This is a genomic window from Flavobacterium sp. ASW18X (genome assembly GCF_005144745.1).
Lineage (GTDB): Bacteria > Bacteroidota > Bacteroidia > Flavobacteriales > Flavobacteriaceae > Croceivirga.
In genome coordinates this window covers 1-25,295 of the sequence record NZ_SWKK01000008.1, presented here as the reverse complement: position 1 = coordinate 25,295, position 25,295 = coordinate 1, and the positions used below count along the sequence as shown (strand labels likewise).

General features: G+C 37.8%; 29 protein-coding genes and 1 pseudogene. 14 read left to right on the top strand and 16 right to left on the bottom strand.

Annotation, left to right across the window (positions count from 1 at the left end; genetic code table 11):
* Positions 1-14: 14 nt before the first annotated feature.
* Genes hemE through hemA form a run of 4 tightly spaced genes read right to left on the bottom strand, consistent with a single transcriptional unit; the run spans position 15 to position 3,870 of the window.
* Positions 15-1,040, bottom strand: a complete 1,026-nt coding sequence (hemE, locus tag FBT53_RS05580) for a uroporphyrinogen decarboxylase (RefSeq protein WP_136950189.1) — start codon at positions 1,038-1,040, stop codon at positions 15-17.
* Positions 1,033-1,710, bottom strand: coding sequence for a uroporphyrinogen-III synthase (locus FBT53_RS05575; protein WP_136950188.1), 678 nt, complete (start codon positions 1,708-1,710; stop codon positions 1,033-1,035). The genes hemE and FBT53_RS05575 overlap by 8 nt, the downstream gene beginning before the upstream one ends.
* On the bottom strand, positions 1,685-2,617 hold the full coding sequence (gene hemC, locus FBT53_RS05570) for a hydroxymethylbilane synthase (protein WP_136950187.1): 933 nt from the start codon (positions 2,615-2,617) through the stop codon (positions 1,685-1,687). Before hemC ends, FBT53_RS05575 begins: the two co-directional genes overlap by 26 nt.
* Positions 2,614-3,870: a glutamyl-tRNA reductase gene (hemA, locus tag FBT53_RS05565; protein WP_136950186.1), complete on the bottom strand. Its 1,257-nt coding sequence runs from the start codon at positions 3,868-3,870 to the stop codon at positions 2,614-2,616. Before hemA ends, hemC begins: the two co-directional genes overlap by 4 nt.
* A gap of 205 nt (positions 3,871-4,075) precedes the next feature.
* Between hemA and FBT53_RS05560 the strand changes: the two genes are divergently transcribed.
* Positions 4,076-4,963: a helix-turn-helix transcriptional regulator gene (locus tag FBT53_RS05560; RefSeq protein WP_136950185.1), complete on the top strand. Its 888-nt coding sequence runs from the start codon at positions 4,076-4,078 to the stop codon at positions 4,961-4,963.
* Positions 4,964-4,966: 3 nt separating this feature from the next.
* Positions 4,967-5,734 carry a ThuA domain-containing protein gene (locus FBT53_RS05555; protein WP_136950184.1) on the top strand — a complete coding sequence of 256 codons (768 nt, stop codon included), beginning with the start codon at positions 4,967-4,969 and terminating at the stop codon, positions 5,732-5,734.
* On the opposite strand, the gene FBT53_RS05550 is transcribed toward FBT53_RS05555, so the two are convergent.
* Both FBT53_RS05550 and FBT53_RS05545 read right to left on the bottom strand, forming a co-directional pair.
* Complete coding sequence (locus tag FBT53_RS05550) at positions 5,731-6,573, bottom strand: N-acetylmuramoyl-L-alanine amidase-like domain-containing protein (protein ID WP_240729774.1); 843 nt, start codon at positions 6,571-6,573, stop codon at positions 5,731-5,733. The two genes, FBT53_RS05555 and FBT53_RS05550, sit on opposite strands and share 4 nt — an antisense overlap.
* Positions 6,557-7,633: a mechanosensitive ion channel family protein gene (locus tag FBT53_RS05545; RefSeq protein ID WP_136950182.1), complete on the bottom strand. Its 1,077-nt coding sequence runs from the start codon at positions 7,631-7,633 to the stop codon at positions 6,557-6,559. Before FBT53_RS05545 ends, FBT53_RS05550 begins: the two co-directional genes overlap by 17 nt.
* 135 nt (positions 7,634-7,768) lie before the next feature.
* On the opposite strand from FBT53_RS05545, the gene hemH reads away from it, so the two are divergent.
* The 3 genes from hemH to FBT53_RS05530 are packed head-to-tail and all read left to right on the top strand — an operon-like array spanning position 7,769 to position 11,046.
* Positions 7,769-8,815: a ferrochelatase gene (gene hemH, locus FBT53_RS05540; protein ID WP_136950181.1), complete on the top strand. Its 1,047-nt coding sequence runs from the start codon at positions 7,769-7,771 to the stop codon at positions 8,813-8,815.
* Between the two features lie 26 nt (positions 8,816-8,841).
* Entirely contained in the window at positions 8,842-9,633 is a 792-nt protein-coding gene (locus FBT53_RS05535) for a DUF3050 domain-containing protein (RefSeq protein ID WP_136950180.1), read from the top strand.
* A 36-nt stretch (positions 9,634-9,669) separates the two neighbouring features.
* Entirely contained in the window at positions 9,670-11,046 is a 1,377-nt protein-coding gene (locus FBT53_RS05530) for an MATE family efflux transporter (protein WP_136950179.1), read from the top strand.
* Here the strand turns inward: FBT53_RS05530 and FBT53_RS05525 are convergent, their stop codons facing one another.
* The 3 genes from FBT53_RS05525 to FBT53_RS05515 are packed head-to-tail and all read right to left on the bottom strand — an operon-like array spanning position 11,047 to position 13,724.
* The gene (locus FBT53_RS05525) at positions 11,047-11,475 is read right to left on the bottom strand and encodes a nuclear transport factor 2 family protein (protein WP_136950178.1); all 429 of its coding nucleotides are present in this window, start codon (positions 11,473-11,475) and stop codon (positions 11,047-11,049) included.
* On the bottom strand, positions 11,472-12,638 hold the full coding sequence (locus tag FBT53_RS05520) for a PQQ-dependent sugar dehydrogenase (RefSeq protein WP_136950177.1): 1,167 nt from the start codon (positions 12,636-12,638) through the stop codon (positions 11,472-11,474). The genes FBT53_RS05525 and FBT53_RS05520 overlap by 4 nt, the downstream gene beginning before the upstream one ends.
* Positions 12,639-12,698: 60 nt before the next feature.
* Positions 12,699-13,724: an AraC family transcriptional regulator gene (locus tag FBT53_RS05515; protein ID WP_136950176.1), complete on the bottom strand. Its 1,026-nt coding sequence runs from the start codon at positions 13,722-13,724 to the stop codon at positions 12,699-12,701.
* Between the two features lie 82 nt (positions 13,725-13,806).
* Between FBT53_RS05515 and FBT53_RS05510 the strand changes: the two genes are divergently transcribed.
* Positions 13,807-14,901, top strand: a complete 1,095-nt coding sequence (locus tag FBT53_RS05510) for a lactonase family protein (RefSeq protein WP_240729773.1) — start codon at positions 13,807-13,809, stop codon at positions 14,899-14,901.
* A gap of 38 nt (positions 14,902-14,939) precedes the next feature.
* On the opposite strand, the gene FBT53_RS05505 is transcribed toward FBT53_RS05510, so the two are convergent.
* From FBT53_RS05505 to FBT53_RS05485, 5 genes are all read right to left on the bottom strand, one after another.
* Positions 14,940-15,635, bottom strand: a complete 696-nt coding sequence (locus tag FBT53_RS05505; protein WP_136950174.1) for a hypothetical protein — start codon at positions 15,633-15,635, stop codon at positions 14,940-14,942.
* A gap of 20 nt (positions 15,636-15,655) precedes the next feature.
* Positions 15,656-15,865 carry a hypothetical protein gene (locus FBT53_RS05500; RefSeq protein WP_136950173.1) on the bottom strand — a complete coding sequence of 70 codons (210 nt, stop codon included), beginning with the start codon at positions 15,863-15,865 and terminating at the stop codon, positions 15,656-15,658.
* Between the two features lie 197 nt (positions 15,866-16,062).
* On the bottom strand, positions 16,063-17,247 hold the full coding sequence (locus FBT53_RS05495) for an acyltransferase family protein (RefSeq protein WP_240729772.1): 1,185 nt from the start codon (positions 17,245-17,247) through the stop codon (positions 16,063-16,065).
* A 34-nt stretch (positions 17,248-17,281) separates the two neighbouring features.
* Positions 17,282-18,373: a DNA helicase PriA gene (locus tag FBT53_RS05490; protein WP_136950172.1), complete on the bottom strand. Its 1,092-nt coding sequence runs from the start codon at positions 18,371-18,373 to the stop codon at positions 17,282-17,284.
* Between the two features lie 79 nt (positions 18,374-18,452).
* The gene (locus FBT53_RS05485) at positions 18,453-19,595 is read right to left on the bottom strand and encodes an SPFH domain-containing protein (RefSeq protein ID WP_136950171.1); all 1,143 of its coding nucleotides are present in this window, start codon (positions 19,593-19,595) and stop codon (positions 18,453-18,455) included.
* Between the two features lie 263 nt (positions 19,596-19,858).
* Here FBT53_RS05485 and FBT53_RS16065 point away from each other — a divergent pair, with 263 nt between their 5' ends.
* Positions 19,859-20,008 (top strand): hypothetical protein, encoded by a 150-nt coding sequence (locus tag FBT53_RS16065; protein ID WP_157832792.1) that lies wholly within the window; start codon positions 19,859-19,861, stop codon positions 20,006-20,008.
* Positions 19,998-20,360, top strand: a pseudogene (locus FBT53_RS05480) (DUF2237 family protein). The gene FBT53_RS16065 and the pseudogene FBT53_RS05480 overlap by 11 nt, the downstream one beginning before the upstream one ends.
* Here the strand turns inward: FBT53_RS05480 and FBT53_RS05475 are convergent.
* Together FBT53_RS05475 and FBT53_RS05470 are read right to left on the bottom strand one after the other, a co-directional pair.
* Entirely contained in the window at positions 20,357-21,553 is a 1,197-nt protein-coding gene (locus FBT53_RS05475) for an FAD-dependent oxidoreductase (protein WP_136950170.1), read from the bottom strand. The pseudogene FBT53_RS05480 and the gene FBT53_RS05475 overlap by 4 nt on opposite strands.
* Entirely contained in the window at positions 21,523-21,825 is a 303-nt protein-coding gene (locus tag FBT53_RS05470; protein ID WP_240729770.1) for an acetyltransferase, read from the bottom strand. The genes FBT53_RS05475 and FBT53_RS05470 overlap by 31 nt, the downstream gene beginning before the upstream one ends.
* Positions 21,826-21,945: 120 nt before the next feature.
* On the opposite strand from FBT53_RS05470, the gene FBT53_RS05465 reads away from it, so the two are divergent.
* The 6 genes from FBT53_RS05465 to FBT53_RS05440 all read left to right on the top strand — a co-directional run bounded on the left by FBT53_RS05465 (position 21,946) and on the right by FBT53_RS05440 (position 25,100).
* Positions 21,946-22,593 (top strand): HAD family phosphatase, encoded by a 648-nt coding sequence (locus tag FBT53_RS05465; protein WP_136950169.1) that lies wholly within the window; start codon positions 21,946-21,948, stop codon positions 22,591-22,593.
* A 139-nt stretch (positions 22,594-22,732) separates the two neighbouring features.
* On the top strand, positions 22,733-23,068 hold the full coding sequence (locus tag FBT53_RS05460) for a gamma-glutamylcyclotransferase family protein (protein WP_136950168.1): 336 nt from the start codon (positions 22,733-22,735) through the stop codon (positions 23,066-23,068).
* A 77-nt stretch (positions 23,069-23,145) separates the two neighbouring features.
* On the top strand, positions 23,146-23,379 hold the full coding sequence (locus FBT53_RS05455; protein ID WP_136950167.1) for a thioredoxin family protein: 234 nt from the start codon (positions 23,146-23,148) through the stop codon (positions 23,377-23,379).
* 68 nt (positions 23,380-23,447) lie between these two features.
* Entirely contained in the window at positions 23,448-24,179 is a 732-nt protein-coding gene (locus FBT53_RS05450) for a hypothetical protein (RefSeq protein WP_136950166.1), read from the top strand.
* Entirely contained in the window at positions 24,176-24,439 is a 264-nt protein-coding gene (locus FBT53_RS05445; RefSeq protein WP_136950165.1) for a DUF2024 family protein, read from the top strand. Before FBT53_RS05450 ends, FBT53_RS05445 begins: the two co-directional genes overlap by 4 nt.
* 49 nt (positions 24,440-24,488) lie before the next feature.
* Entirely contained in the window at positions 24,489-25,100 is a 612-nt protein-coding gene (locus FBT53_RS05440) for a MarR family winged helix-turn-helix transcriptional regulator (RefSeq protein ID WP_136950593.1), read from the top strand.
* The last annotated feature ends 195 nt before the right edge of the window (positions 25,101-25,295 follow it).

Genomic DNA, 25,295 nt, shown 5'->3' with positions numbered 1-25,295 from the left:
ACTTATGGTATAAATTATTCTTTGAATTGTTTTACAGCCTCTATAAATGCTCCTGCATTTTCTAAAGGTATGTTAGGTAGAATACCATGACCTAGATTTACCACGTATTTATCTTTCCCAAATTCACGAATCATTTGGGTGACCATCTTCTTAATTTCTTTAGGTGGTGATAACAATCTAGAAGGATCAAAATTACCTTGTAACGTAATATTACCACCTGTTAAATACCGAGCGTTTTTTGCAGAGCAGGTCCAATCTACACCTAGGGCAGAAGCTCCAGATTTTGCCATATCATTCAAAGCAAACCAACAACCTTTACCAAATACGATAACAGGTGCTAAATCTTTCAAGGCATCTACAATTTGTTGAATGTATTGCCAAGAAAATTCTTGGTAATCTGTGGGAGACAACATACCGCCCCAAGAATCAAAAACTTGAACTGCATTACACCCAGCTTTTACCTTTTCTTTTAGATAGGCAATGGTAGTGTCAGTAATTTTCTGTAACAAGCTATGTGCTGTATTTGGGTCAGAAAAACATAGGCCTTTAGCCATGTCAAAACTTTTAGAACCCTGCCCTTGTACGCAATAACACAAAATTGTCCATGGGGAACCTGCAAAACCAATTAGAGGTACTTCGTCATTCAGTTTTTCTTTGGTCATTTTAATCGCATCTAGCACATAACCTAAACTATCATGTATATCTGGTACCACAACATGTTCTAAATCTTTAGTGGTTCTAATTGGTTTCGGTAGGTACGGACCGAAGTTGGGTTTCATCTCTACATCTATATTCATAGCCTGTGGAATTACCAAAATATCACTAAACAAAATAGCAGCATCCATTCCATACCTTTTAATGGGTTGCACGGTAATTTCTGATGCTAACTCTGGGGTTTGACATCTCGTAAAAAAATCGTACTTGTGTTTTAATTCCATAAACTCCGGCAAATAACGCCCGGCTTGGCGCATCATCCAAACAGGGGGTCTGTCTACCGTTTCACCTTTAAGAGCTCTAAGGAACAAATCGTTTTTAAGCATAGTTTAATGTTTTTATCGCCTGTACAATTACGTTTTCTATAGTAGGCTTTGTTGCAATAATAATCTTTTCGGTATATTTCCTAGCTTCTGCAGCTGTTGTACGACCAATACAAAAGGCTTCTGTCTCCTTTAATGTATTTGCTCTGGTGAAACTTTGAACACCAGAGGGACTGAAAAATAGCACGCCATCAAAACTTCGCTCAAATTTTTTGGGTGCAAGGTTTGTGATATAGCAAGTAACTTCTTTGTACTGAATATTATTTTCCTGTAACGCTGTTGGAATAGCATTATGTCTTAAATTACCAGAGAGGAAAGTAAAAGACGCGGCTTTATAATGTTGCTGTATACGTTCTGCTAATTCGGTTCCAAAATTAGCCTGTTCGGCTATAGTGAATCCATGAGATTTTAAGTAATCCGCTGTTTTGTCCCCAACACAGCATACAGGAATGTTTTGGCCTTTTTCTTTCTCTAAATGAGTGTTTACGTAATTTACTAAAACCTTAGCGCTGTTTTTACTAGTGATGATAAAGAAGTCTGTATTAAAGTCTAAAACAATCGGTATAAAATTTATAGTAATGCCATCATAGGCAACATACCCCAAACCTGAATTTAGAATAAGTTCTTGTTGGTGTGGTTTTAAAATTTTAGTCGATAGGATTGTTTTGCTCATCTTTTATTTTTTGCATCAACTCCTTACCACCTTTGGCTAAAATTTCATCGGCGCAATGGATTCCCATTCCCTTCGCTTCTGATAATGAAAGTGTTTTTTCTACCTGTAATACTTCTGTCCCATCTAGTGCGTGTAAGCATCCTTTAAATTGTACCTCTTGGTCTATTACGGTTGCTAAAGCTCCAATGGGAGCGGTACAGCCACCTTCTAATCTTCTTAGAAACTCCCGCTCTATAGTGGTAGCCAATTCACTTTCTGCATGGTTTAACATTTTAGAAGCATTAACAGCATCTGTGTTAGCCTCTAGGGCAACAATGACCATAGCTCCTTGAGCAGGCGCAGGAATCATCCAATCTAACTCTACCGCATCTTTAGGCAACAATTTAATGCGTTTTAGACCTGCTTGTGCAAAAATAGCTCCCTGCCAATTGTTCTCAATCAGTTTTACCAAGCGTGTATTTACATTGCCTCTTAAATCCGTAACGGCATGGTTTGGATATTTGTGCAACCACTGTGCGCGTCTTCTTAAACTACCAGTAGCTATTGTGGCTTTACCGTCTTCATCCTTTAAAAAATGGGTGCCTTTGTGGATTAGGACATCGGTAGTAACTTCACGCTCTAAAACGGCGGTTTGTATCATGCCTTTTGGCAGAGCAGTTGGCACGTCTTTCATAGAGTGTACGGCAATATCAATATCACCATTGATTAAAGCAACATCTAAAGTTTTGGTAAAAATACCAGTGATACCAAGCTCGTATAAAGGTTTGTCTAGAATAATATCTCCTGTAGATTTTACCGGGTGCAAAATGCAATCATAGCCTAAAGCTTCTAGCTTTTGTTGTACGGTTTCTGCTTGCCAGAGGGCAAGTTCGCTATCCCTGGTTCCAATACGGATGGGCTTTTTCATTTTTTTTCAATTTCCAATTGAAACACCTGTTGGATCAGTTGTAGACTCTCTTCGGTATCCACGGCGTCATTTTTTAGATGATTGGCAAACTGTTTGGTGATTTTCTGAATGATACGTTCTGACACCATATCTGCCTGTTTTTCATCAAAGTTTTGCTGTTTTTTAGATTGAAAATTAAGCTCTTCTTCTTTGATGGTTTTTAGCTTATTCTTTAAGGCCTTAATGACTGGGGCAAACTTTCTAGTTTCTAACCAGGCCGAAAACTCTTGCTGTATATCCTTGATTATAGCTTCTGCCTTAGGAATGTACTGTTTGCGCATAGCTAAAGTTTCGTCAGTAATTTTAGATAATTGGTCTAAATGTACTAAGGTTACGTGTTCCAATTCTTCCACATCATCTGCCACATTTTTTGGGATGGATAAGTCTAAAATCCATAGTGGTTTTTTGTTGTGGATAAGGGCTTTAGAAACGGTAGGTAATTGCGCCCCTGTAGCTACTACAAGAACATCTGTTTTTCTTATTTCAGTCTGTAAATCGCCAAAATCTTTTACCGTTAAATGAAATTTACCTCCAATTTTTTCAGCTTTTTCCTTAGTTCTATTAATTAGCGTGATGTGGCTATTACCGGTATGCTTAATTAAGTTTTCGCAGGTGTTTCTTCCAATTTTACCTGTGCCAAAAAGCAAAATGTTTTTTTCTTCAATAGCTGGGATGTGTTCTAGGATATATTTTACAGAGGCAAAGGATACAGATGTAGCTCCAGAAGAAATCTCTGTTTCATTTTTTATCCGTTTACTTGCTTGTATAACAGAATTGCAAAGACGTTCCAAAAATGGATTGGCCATTTGATGTTTCTTAGCGCGATAAAAACTTTGCTTTATTTGCGAGATTATCTCAAAATCTCCCAAAATCTGACTGTCTAAACCGGTGCCGACCCTAAATAAATGACTGATGGCATCTTGGTTTTTATGCACATAAGCCACCTCTTGAAATTCTTCTACGTTACCTTTAGTATGTTCACAGAGAATTTTAATTAATTGAAAAGGGTGCTGGGCAAATCCATACATTTCTGTACGGTTACAGGTAGAGATAACCAATAGACCGTCTACGCCTTGCGCCTTGGCGTCACGGGTAATACTGTCTATTTTTGGAACATCTAGACTAAACTTTCCTCTAGTTTCGGCATCTGCTTTTTTATAGCTTAGACCAATAGCGTAGAAAGAACTATGCCTAGAAAGATGGTAATTCTTCATTTACTCAAAAACCTGAGCGGCAAAGATACAAGGTGCATTAACTAAAAAATAACGCTATCCGTACCATTTTTGTCGGTAGATTTTTACTGTCTTTCCCTTTTATCGTTATTTTTGTTAAGCATCATTTTTACTGGTGTTTTATCGACTTATAAATTATTTAGAGCAGTTCTAAATAAATTTACGCTGCAGTTAAAATCGCACTCCTATGGAAGAAAATAACGCAATTGGTGCTTATGAACAGGTGTTTGTGGAGCCAGACTTTTATGTGCTTAAAATTCAGAATGATACAGAAACAGAAAAAGAGGTGTATCATGAATTGAGCAGTAGTTTTATTCAGTTTCATTTTAGCTTAAAAGGAAGTGGTAAGTTCTTTTTTAACCAAGGCAATTACCACTTAAATGTTTCTGATGAAAACTCATTATTATTATACAATACACAGAAAGATTTACCTATTCACTTAAAACTTAATCCCAATAGTTGGGTATTTTCTGTGGTGATGACCATACGTAAATTCCACTCCCTTTTTTCTCAGGATACTAATGCAATCCCTTTTTTAAGTGAAACGTATAGTGAAAAAAAGTACTATGCCCAAGAGATGCTAACTCCGGGAATGGCGGTAGTACTTAGTCAATTAATGCACTATAACCTGCATCCTTCTATTAAAAAATTGTATGTAAAGGGAAAAGTGTATGAGTTGTTAGCGCTTTATTTCAACAGAAATGAGGATGCCGATTTGGAACAATGTCCCTTTTTAGCCGATGAAGACAACGTGCGTAAAATTAAAAAGGCGAAAGACATTATTATAGAACGTATGATGGAACCGCCGACACTGCAGGCGCTGTCTGAAGAAATTAACTTAAGTCTTAAAAAACTTAAAGAAGGATTTAAACAGATTTATGGCGATTCTGTTTACGGATACCTATTAGACCACAAAATGGATTTAGCGCGGCAAATGCTAGAATCCGGTAAATACAATGTCAACGAGGTGGGCCTAAAAGTGGGTTATAGTACCGCTAGTCATTTTATTGCTGCATTTAAAAAGAAATATGGTACTACACCTAAAAAATATTTAACTTCCATTATTAAAACATAACAGATGAGTAAGTTAGTTACCCTATTGTTGGCCGTAGTTTTTATGGGCCAACACCTTACAGCGCAATACAGCAATCCTAAATTTAAAGAGGCAAGGATTCCAGAGTTGGTATTAACCTTTACTAAAACGGCTGGTTTTAGGCATAAGAGTATAGAAAAAGGAGTAAAAACCCTAAGAGAAATTGGTCGTGAAAATGGTTTCATCGTTTTGCAAACAGAAACTTCGGCAGATTTTAACTTGGAAAACCTAAAAAACTATAAATGCGTAGTGTTTTTAAATACTACTATGGACGTGTTAAATGACCAAGAACAAAAGGCTTTTGAGCGCTATATACAAGGTGGCGGTAGTTTTATGGGCATACATGCAGCTGCAGATACAGAATATAATTGGCCTTGGTATGGAAAGTTGGTAGGTGCTTACTTTGCGGGTCATCCTAACAATCCTAATGTTAGAACAGCTAGAATAAATGTAGTTGATAAAATGCATGCCTGTACAGCACACTTGCCTAGTGTTTGGGAACGTACGGACGAATGGTATAACTATAAGAATATAAATCCGGATATTAATGTTTTGATGAAGTTAGACGAAACAAGTTATGAAGGCGGAACTAACGGAGACAACCATCCAATAGCTTGGTATCATGAGTTTGATGGCGGCCGTGCCTTTTATACCGGAAGTGGCCATACTGATGCTACCTTTGACGAGCCACACTTTAGAAAACACTTGTTAGAAGCGCTGCTTTGGTGTATGGACCGGCAAGAAGAAAATTAAACAGGACGAGCAACAATTATACCTATATTGCTCTTTATACTCTTAAGGTAATCTACCAGTGGTACCGTACTTAGTACCACTTTTTTTTGTTTGCTAGAGGCGTGTAATAAATAAATTCTACCATTCGGTTTTTTTACAAGAATACCGGTATGGGTTACGTCTAAGCCCTTGATATTAGTGGCAAGGGCTACAATATCTCCTGTTTGCAAGTTTGCTTCTGCTTTTCGTATTTTATTTTGTGGCAAATAACATATTTCTTCCATTGCCAATTGAGATTCAGCCGCTAAAATTTTCTGGTAATTAGCATCATTGTCCTTTAAATGTGGATATAAATCTCTATGAGTACCCATAAAATTGATGGATTTTTCAAGAGAAATACCTCCTAGTTCATTAGTGATATCTTTAACTAGACCCTTTCTTTGGTTGTCTTTAATCCATTCTGTAAAATAATGTAATCTAGAAGTATAGCCATCACGAATACCATTTCTATACCGAATGGTTTCTAAGGTAGATACAAATTGTTCCCAATTAATAGTATCCTGTTGTGCCGTGTGTGCCAATGCCAATACATTTTCTAAAAAAGTGGTACAATCTAGGCCTTGCTGATTAATAACTAAAGGTTCATCAGCAGCTACCTCTAAAGTTTGCTCCACGTAAGGTGTTTCTAGATAGGTTTTGCCAATCGCTAAAATCGTTTTTTCTAAAGTTAAACTTTTATAATCAGGCAAGGCTGCTATCTTCTGACTAAGAAGGATGCTGTCTTTTGGTTGATAAACCCTTTGACTTTGTAGTGTTAAGCAGTATAGTAGGGATAAGATAAAGCTAAACTTCATTCTCATTTTCATTAGTTGTTTTATCCCAAAGAAGCACACGATTACGAGCAATGCTTTCAGGGTAATTTTGTTGTAAATAGGTAATCAGTTTCTCGCGTACATGAACACGTAAATCCCAAGCCGTGGGAGAATCTTTAGCGCTCATTAAAGCACGTATTTCTACATAATTGGCCTTGGTATCTGTTACTTGTAAGACGTTAACTTCTTTATCCCATAAATCTGTATTTTCTAAAATTCGCGTTAATTCCTCACGTAGTTTGTCAAACGGTACGTTGTAATCGGTATAAAGAAATACGGTACCTAAAATCTCAGAAGATGTTTTGGTCCAATTTTGAAACGGTTTATCTATAAAATAGGGGGTAGGTACAATTAAGCGGCGCTTATCCCAAATTTTTACAACCACGTAAGTAAGTGTTATTTCTTCAATACGGCCCCATTCGCCCTCAACAATAACTACGTCATCTAATTTTATAGGTTGTGCAATGGCTATTTGTATGCCTGCAATAATAGTACCGATAAATTTCTGGGCAGAAAACCCAATGATGATACCTGCTACACCTGCAGATGCAAAAACGCTTACGCCAATCTCCCGTATTTCGTCAAAAGTCATTAAAGCACCACCCATGGCAAATAAAACAATGACAAATATGGCAATGCGCTCCAGTATGGTAAATTGCGTGTAAACCTTTCTAGCCTTTAGGTTGTTGGCAGAACCAACATCATATCTGCTTAAAATTACCTGCTTGCTAACTTTAATTAGGATTATAACAAGCCAGGTAAACGCAAAAATAAAAAGGAGTGTACTGCCTTTTTTAAACCAATAATCGTATTGCTCTAAGCTGAGTAAATTTCTAAAAGAACGTGTTCTTACTAAAATAGAAAGTAAGATTAATATAATGGGTATGGATAACCTTTTAAAGGTACCCTTTGGCAATAAATACTTGGGATGTTTGCCAAACCTTCTTAAAATATAAGAAAGTAGGGCGTAAACACACATTAAAAGCACTAAGGTGGCTACAAAAAACAGTAGGGATTCTTTTTGTAAGGAAGATAAAAAAGCATTCATAGTTTTAGTGTCTCTGCAAAATATAGGATTTTATCGTCATATAAATTTTGTTTATGGCCTATAAAAAAACAATTTAACCCCATCTTAACGAATACGCTGGCTTGTTGTATTTTTGTATCCAGAAAAAAAAGAGCAATGAAAAAAGGTGTACTTCTTGTAAATCTGGGTTCCCCAGATAGTCCTACCCCTAAAGATGTAAAACCGTATTTGGACGAGTTTTTAATGGATGAACGCGTAATAGATGTAAATCCAATCTTACGTAATATTATAGTGCGGGGCATCATCTTGCAAACAAGACCTAAAAAATCCGCAGCAGCATATTCTAAAATTTGGTGGGAAGAAGGCTCTCCTCTTATAGTAATTTCTGAGCGTTTTAAGAGTAAAGTAGCAGCGCAATTAGACATGCCTGTGGCTTTAGGTATGCGCTATGGTAGTGGTAGTATTAAAGAAGGATTGCAAGAGTTGCACAATAAAGGAGTAGAAGAGGTGTTATTGGTGCCATTATACCCGCATTATGCCATGTCTTCCTATGAAACAGTTGTGGTAAAAGCACTGGAAGACCAATCGGTACATTTTCCTAAAATGAAGGTCACTACTTTGCCTGCTTTTTATAGTAATTCAGATTACATAAAGGTATTGGCGGCAAGCATAAAGGAGCAATTAGACCAGTTTGCCTATGACCATGTATTGTTTTCGTATCATGGTATTCCAGAAAGACATATTAGAAAGTCTGACCCCACAAAGTTTCATTGTAAAATAGATGGTAGTTGTTGCCAAACTAATTCGGTGGCACACCAGACTTGTTATCGCCATCAGTGCTATGATACTACGGAATTGGTAATTAAGGAACTAGGTTTGCCAAGAGACAAGGTAAGTTCTTCCTTTCAATCTAGATTACCCAACGATCCGTGGCTAAAACCATATACCGATTTTGAATTTGAACGTTTGGCAAAAGAGGGCAAGACCAAATTGGCCGTTATTACCCCTGCCTTTGTAAGTGATTGCCTGGAAACCTTAGAAGAGATTGCCATGGAGGGCAAAGAAGAATTTATGGAAGCAGGCGGTACGGATTACATTCATATTCCATGTCTAAATGATAGACAGGATTGGGTAGACCTAATGACTCAATGGATTAAGGATTGGCAGGCAACAGATGCTTTGCCACAAATGCATATTAGATAAGCTTTTATTAAAGACGATAAGATACAATGACGAGGATTGAACAAATTGAGACAGCACTATTGCCACAGCGCGAAGCGTTAAAAAACCACGAGTTGTACAGTTTACTAGAGGATGTAAAGGACATTCAATGCTTTATGGAGAGCCATGTGTACGCCGTATGGGATTTTATGTCGCTCCTTAAAGCATTACAGCGTAAGCTAACCTGTACTCAAGTGCCTTGGTTACCTGTGAACAATAGTACCACTGCTCGGTTTATTAATGAAATTGTTTTAGAAGAAGAAACGGATGTCAATGAGTTGGGTGTTCCTAAAAGTCACTTTAGCATGTATTTAGATGCTATGGAAGAGGTAGGGGCTAATACTAAGCAGATAACTCAATTTTTACTGGGAATAAAAGATTTAGAAACTATCCAGGGTTATATAAATTCATCCCCTTTGAATGCTGCAGAAAAATCGTTTTTAAACTTTTCTTTCAATGTTATAAAAGAAGATAAAGTGCATACTATCGCTGCAGCTTTTACCTTTGGTAGGGAAGATGTAATCCCAGATATGTTCTTAAATATTATTGCAGGTGCAGAGCGTAACGGTGAGCTTGTTTTTCCTAAGATGAAGTACTATTTAAATAGACATATAGAATTAGATGGTGATGAGCATGGTCCTTTGGCTTTAAAGATGATTACTGAACTCTGTGGAGAGGATGAACATAAGTGGCAAGAGGTATTACAAGTATCTAAAGAGGCTTTACAACAGCGCATCAATTTATGGTCAAGTATAGCCGCTCAATTAAAAGAAAACAAAGAAAAGTTACAAATGGCTTAGGCTGTTTTAAGACGTATCTTTGGCAAAAAATAGACTATGGCCAAAGTTTCTTCAGAAGAGTTGGGTACAGCGCCCATTGGTAAGTTACTGGTAAAACAGGCAGTGCCAGCTTCTATCGGGATTTTAGTAATGTCTATCAATGTCCTAGTAGATTCTATTTTTGTTGGTAACTGGATTGGCCCCATGGCAATCGCTGCTATTAACGTAGTTTTACCTGTTTCTTTCTTCATAGCAGCTCTAGGTATGGCCATAGGTATTGGCGGGTCTAGTATAATTTCTAGAGCGCTAGGAGCAGGTCAAAAAGAAAAAGCCTTACAAACCTTCGGCAATCAAATTACCTTAACCTTATTGGTAACCGTATCTATGGTGGTTTTAGGACTCTATTTTGTAGATGTACTAATACCTGCTTTTGGAGGTAAAGGTTCTATTTTTGACCCAGCTAAAGTGTACTATGTAATAGTATTATATGGGGTGCCCTTCTTAGCCTTATGTATGATGGGTAATACCGTTATCCGAGCGGAAGGCAAACCTAAATTTGCGATGATTGCCATGATAATTCCTTCCATTGGCAACCTGTTTTTAGACTATATTTTTATTTATGTTTTTAATTGGGGTATGGAAGGTGCTGCATGGGCTACTACTGCTGGCTACTTGCTATGTTTTGGCTATGTACTCTATTTTTTTCTTTCTTCACATTCAGAATTAAAACTAAGTCCACAGCATTTTAAATTACAAGCACCCATTTTAAAAGAAATAGGCTCTCTGGGTTTTGTAACCCTTTCTAGACAAGCAGTTACTAGTGTTACGTATTTAATAATGAATAATATTCTCTTTAATCTAGGTGGTGAGCCATTAGTTGCGGTTTATGCCATTATTGGGCGTATGCTCATGTTTGCCTTATTTCCTGTTTTTGGGGTTACACAGGGCTTTTTACCAATTGCTGGCTTTAATTATGGTGCAGAAAAATATGATCGGGTAAAGAAAACAATAATTACCGCTATTAAATATGCCGCTTTGGTTGCCACATTGGTTTTTGTGATTTTAATGGTTTTTCCCAAAGAAATTGCCCAGTTATTTTTAAGTGATAGGCCAGATTTAGATGAACAAGCCTTGGCCATCAACGCCTATGTTTTGGAACACATACCGCTAGCAATGCGTTTGGTATTTTTGGCTACACCTATAATTGCTTTGCAGTTAATAGGAGCCGCTTATTTTCAGGCAATTGGCAAGGCTGTTCCTGCATTAATTTTAACGCTTACCAGACAAGGCATTTTTTTTATACCGCTAATTTTAATGTTGCCATCCATCTATGGAGAATTGGGCGTATGGATGTCTTTTTCTATAGCAGATGTACTTGCTACAATTGTCACCGGTATCTATTTATATAAAGAAGTGAAAAGAACATTGCACTAATTACTCGTTTTGAGTAGTATTGGTAGCTGCCTTGCTAATAATTTTCCAAGTCCCTGATAGCTTTTTAAGCAAGAATATATCCACATAAGTATCTTTTGTTTTTTCAAAATATATTTCCGCTTTTGCTAGGGCGATATCATTTAATACTTCTATAGAAAGCACTTTTGTAGCCCTGCCGTTATACGCTCCTTTTTCTTTGTTTTTGTAAAACCCAGCATACGCTTCTGGACTAACAAGCCATATTTCTTGGTCTGGTTTGGATAAGAATAGAGGCGCATCCTTATAAAAAGCTTCAGTGATTTTTTCTGGATAATTATAAGAAGAACCTTCTAAGTATAAATTTAGCGTTGTGGTTATGGCAGCCACCTCGTTCTGGCCGAAACTTAGTAGTGAAATGAATAGGGTTAAGACGATACATACTTTTTTCATAATTCGTTTGTTTTAGGTTTTATTTCAATGATTTTTCCGTTTTCTTCATCCGTAAGTAGGTATAGTTTACCCGCAGGGCTTTGAGCTATTTTACGAGAACGTACTCGACTATCTAAGAACAATTCTTCTGCAGAAATGGGTACATCCTCATCCAGTTTAAATCGCCATAGACTCCCTCTAGAAAGTCCAGGAACAAATAGACTGTTGGTCCACTGTGGAAAGGTAGTTCCTGTATAAAAGCATAAGCCAGTGGGCGCCACCGTATGTTGCCAATACCAGACTGGTTCAACTACACTACCGTCTGCTAATACAGGGGGTTTATAGGTCTTACTCCGTAATTTGCCGGTGGTTCTGCTAGGCCAGCCATAGTTGCCACCAGATTGTAAAAGATCAAGCTCGTCTCCTTGTATGGTGCCATGCTCTGTAAACCACAAAGATTGGGTGCTTGGATTTAGAGCGATGCCTTGTGCGTTTCTTATTCCAAAGGCGTAAATACTGGCAATAGCATCCTTACCTATAAGGGGATTATCTTTTGGAATGCTCCCATCTAGGTTAAACCGATGTATTTTACCTCTGGGGTCGTTTAAATCCTGCGCAATAGGCGTGGTAGGCTCGTCATCTTCCCAATACAAACGTTCTCCTACCGTTAGGTATAATTTTTGGTCTGTACCAATAGCCATACCGCCACCATAATGAAAGTTGTCTTGAGTAAAAGGTGCAGCGACTAAAATAGTCTGGATAGCTGTTAGCGAATCGTTTGCTAAACGTGCGGAAATAAATTTGGTAGTGCTGCCTATATTAGGTTTTTCAGCGGCATAGGCTATAAAGATTCGCTTATTTTGGTTGTAATTAGGGTCTATTAATACATCAAAAATACCAGCATTGTCACCAAAATCTACAGCTCCTATACTATCTTTTAAATCCGTTGGAAAACCTTTGATGCTAGTCTTTGTTTGGGAGGTTAAATTCACTTTTACCAAAGCACCATTTTTCTCGGATACCAAGGCTATTTCTTCTGATAAAAAGGCAATACTCCAAGGTTTGTTTAAGCCTTCAACAACTACTTTCTTTACCGGAATAGGTACAGGTTTAAATACGGGTGTGGCATCTTTGGTAATGCAATTCAGAAAGAAAACGGAAAGCAGTGACAGCAAATAACGCATAGAATTGTTTTTGCCAAAACTGCCTTTTTTAGCATGGTTGAACTTTAAAAATCATGATTTTTAAGATGATTTTACCGCTGCAATGTGGCCTTTCTTGTATTGTGTGGGCGTTATCTTGGTTATTGCTTTAAAAGCAATATTAAAGGAAGTAGGATTGTTAAAACCAACATCGTAAGCAATGGTTGCAATTTTTTCTTCTGCATAATCAGGGTGTACCAAAAGTTGTTTTGCTTTATTAATGCGATGGGAGTTTACATATTCCGAAAAATTCATGTGCAAAACTTCATTTATGGCTTGGGACAATGCTCTAGGCGTTACCTGTAATTGTTCTGCAACACTAGCTAAATTCATGTTGGGTTGTAGGTACGTTGCTTCGGTTGTAAATAGCCGTTCTAATTTATTGATGATAAGGCGTACCTCCTTGGGGTCTACAGTTGTGTTCACATATTTTTCTAGCGTAAAGGTGTGCTGTTTCAACATTAAAAAAGAAAACACGTATACCAAAAAAGAAAAGAAAAGAGCTCCTCCGATGTAAAAAGGGACAATACCTAAAATATTACCGATATAAAAGAACCAAATTAGACCTACACCAATTACCAAGTTTCTAAACCATCGTATAGCAACTTTGGAAGCCAAAGGGCTACCAAATTTTAAGGTGCGAATCGCCAATACTATATAGATGGCTAAATGTACAAATACGGCGTAATACGTTAGATAGGCCCATAGTTGACCATCGTTGGGAATTAACCAACAAAACAACTCAAATAGACCAAAAGGTATAAAGTGTAGGTAAGCACTTTTGGGTAATGATTTTAATTTAAAAAGCAGCACCTTTCCATACCACCAAAGACTAGGCCCCACCAGTAGTATGCCGCCCAAGCCAATGTTACGTTGCCAAGGGCTTAGGTCTATATAAACATGTAAAATAGACTTGCCAATACGTAGTACTAAACCAATGAGTATTAAAGACAGGAGTTGATTGCCAAGTACATTCCCCTTTTTAAGACTGAGTAAATAACCACACAAAAATAGTCCTTGCGCAATACCAAGGCTACATAGAATTAAGATGATACTGTCTTTATCCACGGCGTAAAGATAAAGAACGTTAATGGTTGCTTTGGTTTTAGCTAGAAATAGTTACTTTAGAAGCCCACAAACCACACTAAACATGAAAATGCAATACCACATTTTAGCCGTAGTACTTTTATTATTTACTGCTTGTAAAAAAGAAAAACCACAAGAGATGCAAAAAATATATATAGGTACGTATACTAACGGTAGCAGCGAAGGCATTTATTCTATCCAATTTAATCCGATAACGGGTGCCTTAGATTCTTTAAAGTTAGAGGTAAAGCTAAACAGTCCTTCCTTTTTAACTTTATCTTATGATGGTAAAATGATGTATGCTGTAGAAGAGTCTTCGGACTTTGGCGGGGATAGCGGTGGTGTTGTGGCGTTGGCGGTGACCAACGAAGGGTTAAAAAAGCTAAATGCGAAAGCAACAGGTGGGGCAAATCCTTGCCATGTGGCCTATTCGCCATCTGGTCAATTGGCAGTCTCTAACTATTCTGGGGGCAATCTGGCTATTTTTGATTTGTTAGAAGATGGACAATTAGGAGACCGACAATTAATTAATCATAATCCGCCAGACACTACGGGCATAAGCCATGTGCATATGGCTCATTTTAATGCGGATGGATTATTTGCTGCAGACCTAGGCTTAGACCAAGTAAAAAGATATACAAAACAACCTTATGGTTGGGTGCCTGCTGAGCAAGAGGCTTTAACTTTAGACAAAGGAGCTGGTCCAAGACATTTTGTTTTTGATGAAAGCAGAAATTTTATGTACGTTATCAACGAACTTAATGCAACATTAACGGTATTTAAAAGAGACGCATTAGGTAAGTTTCAGCCCTTGCAAACAGAAAGCACCATCGACCCCGATTATGCTGGTCCACACCCCTGTGCGGATATTCATATGAGTCCAGATGGGCAATTCTTGTATGGGAGCAACCGAGGAGAAAACACCTTGGTAATTTTTAAAATTGACAAAGCTACTGGAAAAATTAGTCTAGTGGGCAGGACTTCTGTGGAAGGCGATTGGCCAAGAAACTTTACCCTTTCTCCAGACGGTAAGTTTGTTTTGGTAGCGAATAAAAAGAGCAATAATATTACCGTGTTTAAACGAGATGAAAAAGAAGGTACTTTAAATTTTTTGCATGAGGTAGCCTTGGATAGTCCCGTTTGTCTGGTGTTTGAATAAAAATAAAAATCCCCGAAATTTCGGGGATTTTTTATTTTTTATTGCTCTACAGGGGTGCCAACTTTTTTCAATTGTTCCGTCTTCTCTTTTATTTTTTCTTTTCCGCGTTTAATAGAAACCTCTAGCTCATCTAGTTTTTCTTCCGCTTTTTTAATCTTTTCTTCCTTCATGCTAATTTCTTCAGGAGAAGCCTTTTTGTTTTTCTTCTGCTCTTCTACACGCTTTTTAGCATCTTCTACAGAACGGCGTCCTTTTCTTAAAATAGCTTCATCTTCATTTAAAGTAGCCTCACTCTCCTTTATTTTTTCTTTCGCCATAGAAGCTCTATAGGCACCAAACTCTTTACCAGACATTTCGCCTTTTGCTTTGCCATAGGCATTGCCTTTATTTTCTTTAGCTTCCTTTAATTTTTCTTTTTTCTCCTTAATTTTTTTAGAAGCAGCTTCATCCATATCTTCTAACTCTTCGTCTAGCTCATCTTTACGGTCTTTGGCTTCATCAGCCTTCCCTTTGGCCTTCTCCTTCATTTCTTGGGCTTTTTCTTTCCCTTTTTGGCCTTTTTCCTGTAGTTCTTCCGTTTCCGCTTCTACATCGTCCTTAAGTTTATCGGCTTTGTCTTTGCCTTTAGCCCTCATTTCTTTGGCTTTACCTTTAGCTTCTTGAGATTTGCCTTGCGCTTGCATACTAAAAGAACATGCCAAAAGCACTAATGCTGCAATAATTATTTTTTTCATGGTTTGTGTTTTATGTTAAATTATAAACTATCTAATTCTTGAATCATTTCTTCTACCTCTACCGCTTTTTCATGGACTTCTGTAATGGTGCTATCCACAGATTCTTCTACAGATTCTATGGTTTCAATTTGTTTTTGAACCATTTCTTCTTCTGCTTTTTTGTTGTCTTTACAAGAAACGGTTAGTAGACCAATTGCTAGGACTGGAATTGCGATTAATTTGATTTTCATACTACTAGATTTAAAACGTATATATATTTAGAAACAATAATTATCGGTTTGTCACTAAGTTAAACTATTAATTTTTGGGTTTATTTTAACATATTGTAAAATATCCTGTCGTTTTTTAAAATTTAAATGAGTTTTACGAATGATTAGTAGTTTTTATAAAGCTATTGCTGGTAAAAACATAGTTTGTTCAGACAGTATTAGTCTTGAACCGCTTTTAAAGGAAACCTTTTTCCATTCAGAAATTTACCAATAAAGGTGTTTCGTACTAGGTAATGGTAGCTCACAAAGCAAATAACTCCGGTGACTAGAATCACTATAAAAAACTTTATTAATGCAGGTAAGGATAAGTTTGCAAGTGCTGCGGGGATGAGCACGGTTATGGGTAGGTGAATGAGGTACACCCAATACGAAGCGTCTGAAATGTACCGTAGTTTAGGAGAATGTGTACTGGCATAGCGTACAAACAAACCTGTTAAACCAAAAATAAATAGGCTAACAATAATTGCGCTAAACGCAATGAGTAGGTTGGAGTTTCCACTAGGGTTTAAATTATAGGCCGTTATTATTAAACCCTCAGCAATAGAAAAAACAACAGCAAGACCCGTAGTGAGCCAGCTGTATTTTACAAATAGGGTTAAGGGTTCTTTGGAGGCGTAGACCAACCAACCAAGCAAATAAAATATAAAATAATAAGAGAAGGTATGGTAATCTGGTACTAAAGACACGGAAGTAGCAACCATGCTGCTGCCAAATACTTTTAACAATAGACCAACTATAGTTGCTAAACTGATGATTCTTATCAAAGGGTTTTTAAGAATAGCCTTAAATACCGCTTTTGTTTTAATCTTTAATATAGGTAGCGTTCTTAATAGTAAAGCGATGAGAACAGTGGCTATTGTGATAAGCATTAAATAGTACAAAAACCATAAATGTGAGGTGCTTTTTGGAATAAAATCCTGTATGGATGATAACATTCTCAAAGCATGTTTTAGAGGTTTTGGTTTAGCTAGAAACACCCCGTGGGTATACCCAAAAGCAAAAACAATAACAGGCCATAAAAGACTTAGAAACACTATAAAGGGTAAGACTATTCTAGAAAACCTGTTTTTAATCATTTTTAGGGCAGACCTTTCATAAAAAAGAAGCGCCCCAAAAAAGCCAGCCACCATAAAAAATAGCGGCATTCTAAAGGTATGAATCAGTAACACCAGAAAGTCCGTTGCCAAACTAGTGCTATTAGGGTCTTTAATAGACCAAGCATCACCATGTGGGGTAACCGAATATGTTAGTGCGCTGTGTAATACAATACCCAATAACATCATAATACCGCGCAGCGCATCTAGTGCATGTAATCGGTTGGTTTTGGTAGGTAATGCTTTCAAAAAATGGTTTAATCTAAATTAAATATATGGAAAGCTATCTGCCAACTATTACTAGAATTCCTATGATAATAAGCCCTACTAAAACGGCAAAAAATATCTTCCAAGCACTATACGGTCTAGAACCAGAAATGGTTCCATTTTCGCCATTAACAAAAAAGTTATATTCCTTTCCGTTATACCGGTAAGAACTTACATAAACGGGTAGTAAGATGTGCTTAAACGTTTCCTCTGATAATTGCACATCCATACTGCTTACCCGTTGGGTATCTCCACCAATATCTTGTCTGCACCAGCGTTCTGCAATCCGTTTAGCTTCGCCCTTGGCAGCCAAATGCCCTTGGGATAAGGGAATGGTATATTTTTCGGTTACAAAACCACGCAAAAAGCTACTGTTAAAAGGCTGTAATAAGTTGAGGTTCCACCTAGCAATTTTACTGGGAACTCGGCCCTTTCTTTGCTTACTAGCTTCCACTAAAGTATCGTCTACAAAACCAGCTACGCTGCCAGAGGCTGGATACCAACGTGTTTTCCGTACCCGCTGGTTTACCATTTTACCATTGCTGTTACGTACCCGTTTGGTTTCATAATAATACTCACCACGCTGACCAGAATATTGGGCTTGTAATTGGGCATCAAACGTCCAATAGGGTAAATACAATCCTTTGGTAAATTGCGGGTCTAATGCCGCTTTTTTTAAGTTGTCTGGTGCAAACCAAAGTGAATTAACCCATTTTTTAAAGATTTGAAAGGACTTTTGTTTATCTATTTGAAAAGGCAATACGGCACCCGGCAAAATCCATTCTTCTTTATACTGGTCTTCTAAAACCAAAGGCATGCTACAGTATACACAGTGTAGCGATTTGTAATTTTCTTCTACATGCTGGGTAGCACCACAATTTTTACAATTGAGCATGGAAATTTCTTCGGAGTGGCGTTGCGCCCCCATTTCCTTAAGGTAGGGATACAGCTCTAGCTCTTCAAAACCATTTTCGTCTAAATGAATTTCTTCGGTATGGCCACAATATTCGCACAAGACACTTTTAGTGCCTGGGCTATATTTCATTTCTGCACCACAGTTGATGCAGGGTTTTTTAAGTTCGGTTTGTTGAGTATTCACCGCTTCCATGAGCTGGGTATGCTTTGGTTTTTATAAGTGAGCAGCAGCAAAGCTGCTGCCCATGAATTAGTTTTATAAAATATGCTAATTACGCTGTTGGCGGTAGTGGTGGAGGCGTGTTACCTCCTAAGAAGGACTTTAATTCTTCTACTTCTTGTAACTGCGCCCAATTGCTCATGCCCTGTTTCCACACCAAACTTTCCCTATTAATGGTACGGTTGGCAAATAAGGTTTTTAATTGGTCAAACGTAACCGGACCTTGTTGTGTGCCGTTGGCCGCATAAAAGTATTGTACCTGTACCGGCATTGGTGGGGGTACGGCGCCAGTTGTAGCAGGCTGCTGCGCAACAGCTTGGCCGCCCATTTGCGGATTCATTAAACCGCCCATTTGTTGCGCCAAAACAAAGCCCATGCCCATACCCATACCGGCACCGGCGGTTCCGCCTTCGTTTTGGGCAGCAGCTTCAATAGCTTTGGCAGCTTTGAACTTGGTTAGCTTATCTAAATCTAACTTGTCTATGCGGCTATATTCAAAAATTTCTTTCTTAAGTTCCTCTGGCATAGAAACATTTTCTATGTAGAATTTTTCTAAAGAAATACCTACACTTTGGAACTCGGGAGCCATTACTTCCTTACACGTTTCAGAAAGCTCTGTGGTATTGGCGGCATACAGTTCAATGGGTAAATTGGCCTCGCCAACGGTGTCTGTAAATCGGGTAGCGATTAAACTTTTTAAATGCTCGTTAATTTCAAAATTGGTAAAGTTGTTATCCGTGCCTACAATATCAATAATAAATTTGCCCGCATCGGAAATACGGAAGGCATAGGTTCCAAAGGCACGTATCTCTACCAAGCCAAAACGGTCGTCACTTAAGGTAATTGGGTTTTTAGTGCCCCATTTTTCATCGGTAAATAAATGGGTGTTCACAAAATAAACTTCGGCCTTAAAAGGGGAGTTAAAACCGTATTTCCAACCCTTTAAAGTAGAAAGGATAGGTAGGTTTTGGGTAGTTAACTCATAAGTACCGGGGGTAAACACATCTGCAAGTTGCCCTTCGTTTACAAAAACTGCCGTCTGCCCTTCTCTAACGATGAGTTTGGCGCCGTTTTTAATTTCATTCTGGTACCGCTCAAAACGGTGTGCAATGGTGTCGTCCGTGTAGTCTAGCCACTCAATAATATCTATAAATTCATTACTGAGCTTTTCCTTGATTTTTCCGAAGATATCCATGTTTTAGAGTTTAGGTTTATAGTAGAAACAACAATGTATTAAAGGTGTTTCTTGGTTATTAGTACGGTTTAAAATGGTAGGCTTTGCCTTGCCTTAAAGCTAACAAAAATTGCCAAGCTTTGCTTTAGATAGGTATCAAATTAAAACTAAATGTTACAGACAATTCAGTATATCATCTATTAAATCAATCTTAAATGTTTAATTAAAAGACAAATAAATTAAACAAAATGATTATTTTTAAGGTGAAGCGGAAAAAAATTGCTATGAAAAAGAAAACACCTTACATGATTGAGCGTCCTTTGGCAGATATGCATGCTGATGGCGTGCGTTTTGATGTGTCCATTATTGAAGCCTTACGAAACCAGCAAACCATTGCTGAAACTAAGTATCGAAAAGAAAACAATGCCCAATAACGTTCTTGGTACCGCTTTAGAGCCTTGTTGTTTTGCACCAAAAACCGGATTTTACCGGGATGGCTATTGCAAAACGGGCGATATGGATACGGGTACGCATGTGGTATGTGCGCTAATGACCAAAGAGTTTTTAGCATTTTGATTAAGCCGTGGCAATGATTTAATAACACCCATACCCTATTATAATTTTCCAGGTTTAATACCTGGTGATAAATGGTGTTTGTGTGTTTCTCGTTGGAAAGAAGCCTACGTTGCCCATGTTGCACCACCGGTAATTTTAGAGGCTACCCATGAAAAAGCCTTAAAAACGGTTTCGTTTGATATGTTGCTAGAACACAAGCATACCCATTAGGTGTGTTGTAGTTGATTCATTACTGCACAGGCGCCTGCTTCTCCAGATTGGATGGCAGCATTCAAGGAGCCGTTTAAGGTATAGTCACCAATAAAAATGCTATTGGATGAGTCCCTTTTCTGTGTAAAATCTTGTCGTATGTTTTCTAAATCAGGCAATGCTTTTTTAATGTGGTAGTGTTTCACTAGCCTACCCGTTTCTATGGCACAATGTAATTTTAATTCTTTACGAACCAATTGTTCTAAATCAGTTACAGCATGGGTACTTTCTTTCACCACGGTAACCGATAGTATGGGTGTTTTGGTTTGGAACAAGTAATTAATGTTGTTGGCATAGGTCTCTGGGGCCGTAAGTAATCCTATGATACCGGGTTCAAAAGCCCATTCTGAAGTTTCAAAATAAAAATTATGGCAACTTTTCCAGGCTACTTCGCTTTGCAACGGAGCGCTACAGAGGACTGCATCGGTAGTAATCGTTTCGCCCTTTTCAGTTGCGATTTTTCCCGTTGCAGAAAAATTTACTTTGGTATTAAACTGGAATGTGGTCTGTTTTAAACTGTTTTTTAGTTGCTGAGCCACAGCGCCAATACCATTTTTGGGAACAGCTGCATGGCCTTCGCCAAACATCTTAAATACAAATTGAAACATTCTGGATGAGGTCCGTAATTCTTCTTCTAAAAAAATGCCTGTGAAAAAAGGTTTAAAAAAGTTATTGATTATGCTATCCGTAAAACCGTAGTCTTGTAAAAAAGCAAGTGTAGTGGTTTCCTTAGATGCAAAAATGTCGTTTAGTGAAGTACGTTTTAATTGCAGCGAAAGTTTAAAAATTTTCCATTTGTCCTTAAAGGTACCCGCTTCTGCAACCAAGGTGGGCCACAAAGCGCTAAAATCCCGAAGTGGGTCGCCAATACGTTCTCTTTTACCGTTAGAAAACAAAAGGGCTCCAGGTTTAAAATAGTTGAGGTTAAGCGCTTCTAAATTCAAGTGTTTTTGTACCATAGGGTAGGCCGTAAGTAGTACTTGAAAACCGTGGTCCAAAGGCACACTATCTATAAAATCGGTTTTAACTCTACCGCCAACTGTTTCCGTAGCCTCCACAACGGTTGGGCTATAGCCTTTTTCTTCCAAAGTTTTGGCGGCGAGCAGTCCGCTTACTCCAGCACCTATAATGGTAATGTTAGCTGTTTTTTCCATGATTTTCTATATGTTAGAGAGGCTTTATGATGTGCTAAAAGCTGTTTTTTATGGGTTAAGTAACCTTTTAAAAGTAGCTGTAGTTGCAGCTTTTGTTTTTCGGTTAGGTGTTTATAGGCAGGTCTGTTAATTTTTGTATCCCATTTCGCCTTAAATAGCCAATCTAGAGCAATACGCAAATAGCAATGGTTTTCAAAAGGCAATTCAGGATATTGCGCTACCAACCTATTGGGTAGGTTTTCATATACTTCTTTTATTGTTGAATTTATCACCCCGTAAAATTAAACAGAATTAGTGTGAATATTCACAAATTAAGGCGCGCTTTTTATAATGTAGCTTAAAAGAGGGTTTCCTCTAGTATTCCTATTATTTTTACACCAAATTGTTGTAAGATGATAAAAGCAGTTTTGTTTGATATGGATGGGGTAATCATAGATTCTGAACCTCTGCATACAAAAGCCTACCACGCCATGTTCAAAGAATTTGGTATAGATGTATCTACTGCTTTATACCAAAGTTTTACTGGAAAGGCCACCATGGCTATTTGTGAGGAACTGGTGACCGAATTTAACCTAGATGCGCACCCCAAAGACTTGGTAGCCAGCAAACGCAAACACTTTAAGTCGCTTTTTGCCCTAGATACGGATTTAGAACTTATACCTGGCGTTCTAGACCTGATTAGGGATTACTACGCTAACGGACTTACCTTGGTTTTGGCAAGTTCTGCCAGTATGCCCAGCATAAATAACGTCTTTAAACGGTTTAATTTGGACCAGTATTTTGTGGCAAAATTAAGTGGGGCAGACTTAAAAGCATCTAAACCGCATCCAGAGATTTTTATAAAAGCGGCAGAAGCATCTGGTTACGACAAAGCGCATTGTATGGTAATAGAAGATTCTACCAATGGCATAAAAGCTGCACACAGCGCAGGTATTTATGCGGTAGCGTTTGATAGTCCACATTCTAAAAATCAAGATTATACCCTAGCCGATAAGGTAATTACTTCTTTTAAAGAGATTGCTTTTAGCGAATTACAGTAGACTGACTATATGGGTTGGACGGTTGCACTATTTAAAACAGTAGTGTATAAGAATTGGTTTATCTTTATGCCAAATGTGGAATATCAGTAATATGACGGATATTCAATTGTTAGCCACAAGCTAAACAAACATTCTGCAATTGAAAGAACTCTTGTTTTCATACGGAACACTTCAACTCGAAAAAGTACAGCTCGAATCGTTCGGACGAGAACTGAATGGAACAAAGGAAATACTAACAGGCTTTAAATTGGAACAGCTTCAAATAACAGACAAAACTGTTCTTGAAAAAAGCGAACAGGAGTTTCACCCAATTGCTGTTCCAAGTAAAGACCCAAATGACCGAGTAAACGGAACACTCTACGAAATTTCCACCGATGAATTAAAGAAAGCAGATTTATATGAAGTGGCTGATTACAAGAGAGTAAAGGTAACATTTCAATCGGGAAGGCAAGGTTGGGTCTATGTAAAATCTTAAATTTTATTTGTACAGTTAGGATTCCTTACTATATTTGCAGAGCAATAATGCAATAACAGTTTAAATTCATTCAGAAAATGAGCAAATCAATTTTTTATCACGCAGGTTGTCCAGTATGTGTAAGTGCAGAACAGGACATAGTAAACTTAATCGGAGCAGAAAATGTGGAAGTGGTACACATTGGCGAAGAAAGGTCGAGAATTACCGAAGCCGAAAAAGCAGGTGTAAAATCTGTACCAGCCTTGGTAACACCAAATGGAAATACGTTACACATCAACTTTGGTGCATCAATGGATGATGTAAAAGGTTAAAATTTTTAAACTACATAGTTAGGATTCCTAATATTGTTATGGAATCCTAACTTTTAAAATCTAAAATTATGAAATCAATAGTATTATTACTTTCAGCAACAATGCTTTTCAGCACAACAAAGTCCTGTGCACAGGAAAGTGAATATAAAAACGAGGACTTTGCCATAAAAGATGTTCGTGTGACCCATAAATCTGATTTGGGAATAACCGTTTGGGAAATTGATGTTAACAGAACAGCAGGAAAAACTACACCAACAAAGGCAGGACAATTGGATGGCGCACCTGTTTTGGGTTATGTGTTCCCAACAACTTTAAAACCGACTGATGTAGGGTTTGGTCAAACCGATGGTATCGTTGCACTTGCACTAACATCGCATCCCGATTTTGACGACACACCGCTTTGGGACGAGAACAACGACAAGATTTTTGACAATGACGGACTTGTTTGGCATCCGCATTGGGTGGTCTTGACCAAAGACGACAGAGTCGCAGGTGGTCTTTCCGTAAAACAATTCAAAAAAGCGGACAAAACGGTTGTGTTACCACCAACAAATCCAGGAATGCCAATGTATATGGACTCACCAGGGTTTTCTGTAACCACGATGGGAAATACGATAAAGCTCATCGTTCCAAATTACAGAATGAACAATCAATCAGATTTTAACTATGATGGTGTTACAGCTTTTATGAAAGTGAACACGAGCAATGACGATATGCCAATGTTGGGCGTTTACGAAGTGTTTGGCGTTGCAAGTGGCGATTTATCATTGCCTTACACCGTAAAAAAAACAATAGAATGAAAGTTTCAGTTTGGGATACCTACGTTCAGCGAGAAGACGGAAAAGTAATGCATTTTGACATCCTCGTGCCAAATGAAGTTACTGACGAAGAAACCATTTTTGGTTTCGGAAAGCAATATCTAAAAACAAAACCTTTTGCCACAAAGCATCTAACGGCAAAAGAATGCAGGTTCTGCCACATCGAACAAGCTACCGAACAGATAATTTCATCTATTGAGAATGTTGGCTTTCACATCATTGAAATGGAAAACTGCGATTAAATTAATTAGGATTGCTAACTTTGTCCCGTCAATCAAACGGGACTTTTTTATGGATAATAGCTTATTTAACCCAAAACAACAGGAAATAGATACTTCGAGCAAAATCGTTGCAGGATTGGAACGAATTTCAGAAGTGTTTAAGGTGTTGTTGTGGGAAAAAGCCAAATTGGTAGGCTTAAGCCCAATCCAAATTCAGATACTGATTTTCATAGCATTCCACAAACAGGAATTGTGTAATGTAAGCCATTTAGCTAAAGAGTTTAATGTAACCAAGCCAACCATTAGCGATGCAGTAAAGGTTTTGGACAAAAAAGGGATGGTTTTAAAAGACTTTTCAATTTCGGATAGTCGTAGCTACTCACTACAGCTGACCGAATTGGGAAAAAAATTGGTTAAGGAAACAAACGATTTCGCTAAACCTCTCAAAAAGCATATTGACAAATTCAACGAGAGTGAATTAGTAAGCCTTTTTAGCACATTAAGTGAACTGATTTATAAATTAAACCGAAGCGGAATTTTGACTGTCCAACGGACTTGCTTTGGGTGTACGTTTTATCAAAAAGATAATGGATTAAACTACTGCAACCTTCTTCAAAAGGAATTAAAGGTAACCGAAATTCGATTGGATTGCCCAGAATTTGAAGAAAAAGCCAGTGGCTAACAACGTGTATAAGCAATAGCGGTTTAAGTGCTTAATCCAAAGGTTTCAATGTAAATTAAAGTATATTACAATCCGAAAAGTGTTTGTATAAAACCCGCTACTGCTCATACACCAGACCGTCAGACTGTCTCAAAACCCACCCTTTTATCACCTCAATTTACTTTGTCACCTTGGTGATATTTCGTAACTTAATGT